Source organism: Rhizobium acaciae, from assembly GCF_025941625.1.
In the GTDB taxonomy this organism is placed as follows: Bacteria; Pseudomonadota; Alphaproteobacteria; order Rhizobiales; family Rhizobiaceae; genus Rhizobium; species Rhizobium acaciae.
This window is the reverse complement of record NZ_JAPCZO010000059.1, coordinates 1-4,218: the sequence shown is the minus strand read 5'-3', so window position 1 is coordinate 4,218 and position 4,218 is coordinate 1. Positions and strand designations below refer to the sequence as shown.

3 protein-coding genes are annotated in these 4,218 nt (G+C 57.5%); all 3 read left to right on the top strand.

From position 1 onward, the window contains the following. The coding region (locus tag OLZ32_RS38980) for a hemagglutinin repeat-containing protein (protein ID WP_264425686.1) at positions 1-3,161 on the top strand (3,161 nt) is incomplete at its 5' end. Further along, positions 3,158-3,646 (top strand): hypothetical protein, encoded by a 489-nt coding sequence (locus OLZ32_RS38975; protein WP_003476711.1) that lies wholly within the window; start codon positions 3,158-3,160, stop codon positions 3,644-3,646. The genes OLZ32_RS38980 and OLZ32_RS38975, both read left to right, overlap by 4 nt. Positions 3,647-3,818: 172 nt before the next feature. After that, positions 3,819-4,218: hemagglutinin repeat-containing protein (locus OLZ32_RS38970; protein ID WP_264425678.1), on the top strand; the 400-nt coding region annotated here is incomplete at its 3' end.

The following is a 4,218-nucleotide window of genomic DNA, read 5'->3' as shown; positions in this document are numbered from 1 at the left end:
GCCACGACGTCAACCTGACTGCCGCACAGGTCTATTCCGAGACTGGCGGCGTCGCCGTGACCGCCGGCCACGACGTCAACCTGCTCGCCGCGCAGGAACAGCACGACGCCGAACAGGACATGCAGAAGAAGAAAAAGGGCTTCCTGTCCAGCAAGACCACGACCACGCACGATGAGTGGCACGACAGCACGGCAGTGGCGACCACGCTCAGCGGCGACAGCGTGCAGATCGCGGCCGGCAACAACGTGCTGTTGCAAGGTGCGCAGGTCGCCGGCACCGGCGACGTGGTGCTGGCTGCTGGCAACAATCTGACCCTGGAGACCGTACAGAACGCACACAGCGAAGAGCACGACAAGCAGGTCAAGAAGACCGGCCTATACAGCGGCGGCGGCTTCAGCGTGACGCTGGGCGCGAGCAAGAAGACCGACACGCTCGACGCCACCGAAATCACCAACAGCGGCAGCCTGGTCGGCAGCACCGACGGCTCGGTGACGATGACCGCGGGCAACGCGGTATCCATCACCGGCAGCGACGTGCTGAGCAAGACCGGCACGGCCATCGTCGGCAAGGGAGTGACCATCGCCGCGGCCGAGAACCGTGTCGATACGGTGCAGACGTCCAAGCAGCAGAGCGCGGGTATCTCGCTGGGCTTGACCGGTGGTTTGGTCGATGCGGTACAAACCGCCTATGGTGCGGTCGAGCGTGGCTCCGAGGTCGAAGACGATCGGCTCAAGGCGCTGTACGCGGTCAAAGCGGGTTACTCGATCAGCGATGCCGCCGGTTTGGCCAGCAATGGCCTGAAGGGTTACAACGGCGAAGCCGTTGCTGGAAATACAACGAAGACCGGTACGGCGTCAGCAGACGGTGCTCAGGGAGCAGCCAATGCCACCGGCGTGAGCTTGCGTATCGGTATCGGTGCCAGCAGTTCGTCGAGCAAGACCACGACGCATGAGGAAACCACAGGCGGCAGTCGCATCCTCAGCGACGGTAATGTCACCATCGCGGCCACTGGCGGCGACCTCAACGTCATTGGCAGTAAGATCGCTGGCGAGAACGTGGCATTGGCGGCGGCCAACAACCTCAACCTGCTGAGCCAGCAGGAAAACAACACGACGAAGTCGGAGAACAAGAACGCCGGCGGCGAAATCGGCTTCAGCGTCGGTGCAACGACGGGCTATTACCTGACTGTCTCGGCCGGCAAGGGCAGCGCCAAGGGCAACAGCGACCTGCATACCGAAAGCGTGGTAACGGCCAACGGCACGCTGACCCTGGCCAGCGGCAACGACACCACGATCAAGGGCGCGCAGGCGGTTGGCGACAAGGTACTGGCCAAGGTCGGCGGCAATCTGTTGATCCAGAGCGAGCAGGACGAGAACGACTACAAGAGCAAGCAACAGCAGGCGAGCGTGACGCTTGCCACCGGCTCGGGCAGTGGCGGCAGCTACAGCCAGCAGAAGGTCAACAGCAGCTACACCAGCGTCAAGGAGCAGACCGGCATCCAGGCAGGTGATGGTGGGTTCGACATCACCGTGGGTGGCAATACGCATCTGATCGGTGCAGCCATCGCCAGTACGGCCGATGCATCGCGCAACTATCTGTCTACCGACAGCCTGACCGTCGAGGACTTGAAGAACGAGTCCGACTACAAGAGCAGCGGCGTGTCGGTGGCAGGTGGTTCGGGTAGCAGCATGGTCAGCGTTGCCGCTGGCACCGCGTTGAGCATGCTGGGCAATAGCAGCGGCAACAGCAGCAGTACGACGAAGAGCGATATTGCTGCGGGAACGGTCGAGGTCCGCAACGGCGATCAGACCGCGCTGGCTGGATTGGATCGCACTGCAAGCGAACTGCAGCAATCGGGTCTGAAGGACATCTTCGATCAGAAGAAGCTGGCTGAGCAAAAGGAACTGGCGGCAGTCGCGGGCGAGGTGGGTTTCCGAGTAGCAGGCGACGTGGCGTCCGTCATGCAGCGCAAAGCACAGGCGGACGTGTTGAATGCGCCGGACGAAGAGACGAGGAAAGAAGCACAGTCGCGTCTGGAAGCCTGGAGTGACGGCGGCACGAACAAGGTCCTGCTGCATGGCCTGACGGGTGCCGCCATCGCGGCGCTGGGCGGTGAGAGCGCGCTACAAGGAATGGCCGCTGCCGCTGGTGCCGAAGCGGCCAAGGGCGCGATGTCGGATTACCTCGTTGCACACGGGATAACGGACAAAGAGACATACAACGCATTGATGGAGCTGGGCAGCGCAGCGATCGGCGGCCTACTGGGCGGGCAGGCCGGGGCGACGACAGCGTTGTCGGGCGATCAATTCAATCGCCAGCTGCATCCGGACGAAGTGACCTGGATCCGCCAGAATGCTCCATCGTTTGCGTTGCAGGAAGGAATCAGCGAGGAGGAAGCGAAGCGTCGCCTAACCGTGGAAGCGGCCGCGCGAGTCGATGCAGTGATCAATGGGCTCATTGGCAACACCAACGTTGATGAGAGTGCGCAGAAATTCCTGAGTACCAACACCAACCAGTACGCCTGGGGCCGCGCTTTCCAGGCGACGGATGCTGAATACAACGACTTCCACTTGTACGGAAAGGATTTGGCTTCCAGTCCGGACAATTTCCTTGCCGTTTACAACAGCCTTTATCAGGCCGGCGTTCGCAAGGATACGCTACAGTATAATTATAACTCAGAACTCCTTAGATTCGCTGGCAAGTCGCGCGGCGACGCCGCTTTAGTGACATCTGTCGGCGGAGTTGCACTTGCTGGTGCAACGTTCGGGGCAGGAAGCCTAGCGTTCGCCGCTTTGCCAGAGGTGGCGGTGGTGGGTGCTAGAGGAGCTGTGACAGGAGCTGGAACATATACCGCAGGAGTCGCTTGGAGTTCTGTGAAGGAATCGTATTCTGATGGCGGATCAATTATTTCAAAATTTTCGGAAAAATTCTCTTGGCCTAAACTGGCTATCTCTTCCACTATTGGCGCGACAGGTGGAATGGCTACCCGACAAGTGCTGGGATGGGCGGGATTGCCAATAGGATTTATGGAAAGTATAAAGACGGCTGGTGGATTTGTTATACAGACAAATAAAATAGCCGTGAGCACTTCAGTAAAGGCTGCGGCTAATGCGGCAGCTGACCATTACGCTGAAAAAAAAGACAAGGATAAAAAGAAATGATAGGTGCAATTTTTGATGGTTTTTTGGGTGGGGTAATTTCAAATTTAACGGAGAATTTCTTATCGATCTTCAGCTATAAATTCATAATAACCGTTTATTTTTTTATTGGATTTCTGTTTTCTATATTTGCGATTTCTTACATTGTCATCGATAGTGGTTTTGGTATCGAGTATGCAATCAATAGGCTGGCAACCATTGACATGGCGATTGGATTTTTTTCATTTCCACTGATATTTTCTCTGGTTGGCATGTTTTCAAAATCTTTAACGCCGCAGTTGAAGTGGGAAGATTTCGAATCCAGTCTTATTAAAAGCAACTATGCAAAAGAGTCGGATGAAAAAAATGGCCTTATTAAATTCTCCAAACGGAGAAATGTGTTCATAGTCAGGGTGAATGAGGGGGGCGTCACGAAAGTTGAGTGGTTAATGTTTGGAAGGAAAATTACAAATATTGTCCTTGCTCCGGTGACTAGAGTGAGGCGCTAAATAAAGCGGGCGACCTCAACTTGAAAGTCAACCAATAAGCCACTGGCTATCAATCACCGTATATAAAGTCGAGCCTACTTGGCCAGTAATTATGTAATGAAAATCCATATCTGTTGACTGACGGCTGCGGCTACGCTTCGCCGGAAACGACCTCACCATCTGCCAGGCCGAAGTGAAGGCCGGCGGCGACCTGATCGCCGCGGCCGGACACGACCTCAACGTGACCTCGGTGCTGGGCGAGAGCACGACAACCACCGACCACAGCCGCCAGGGTAAGACCAAGGTCACCACGACCACCACGACCCAGTACATCGACCAGCAGGCGCTCACTGCCGGCGGCAACCTGATCCTCAGCGCCGGCAACGACGTCAACCTGGTCGCAGCCAAGCTTGACGCGGGCAATGGCCTGGCGGTGGTCGCCGGCCACGACCTCAACAGCACCACGCTGACCACGGTTGACAGCAGCGACACGCTGGAGACGCGCAAACGCTTCAAGCAGACCACCAGCACCCGCGACGAGACCGTCCACGGCACGGACTTCACTGCGGGCAGCGACATCGCCCTGCAGGCCG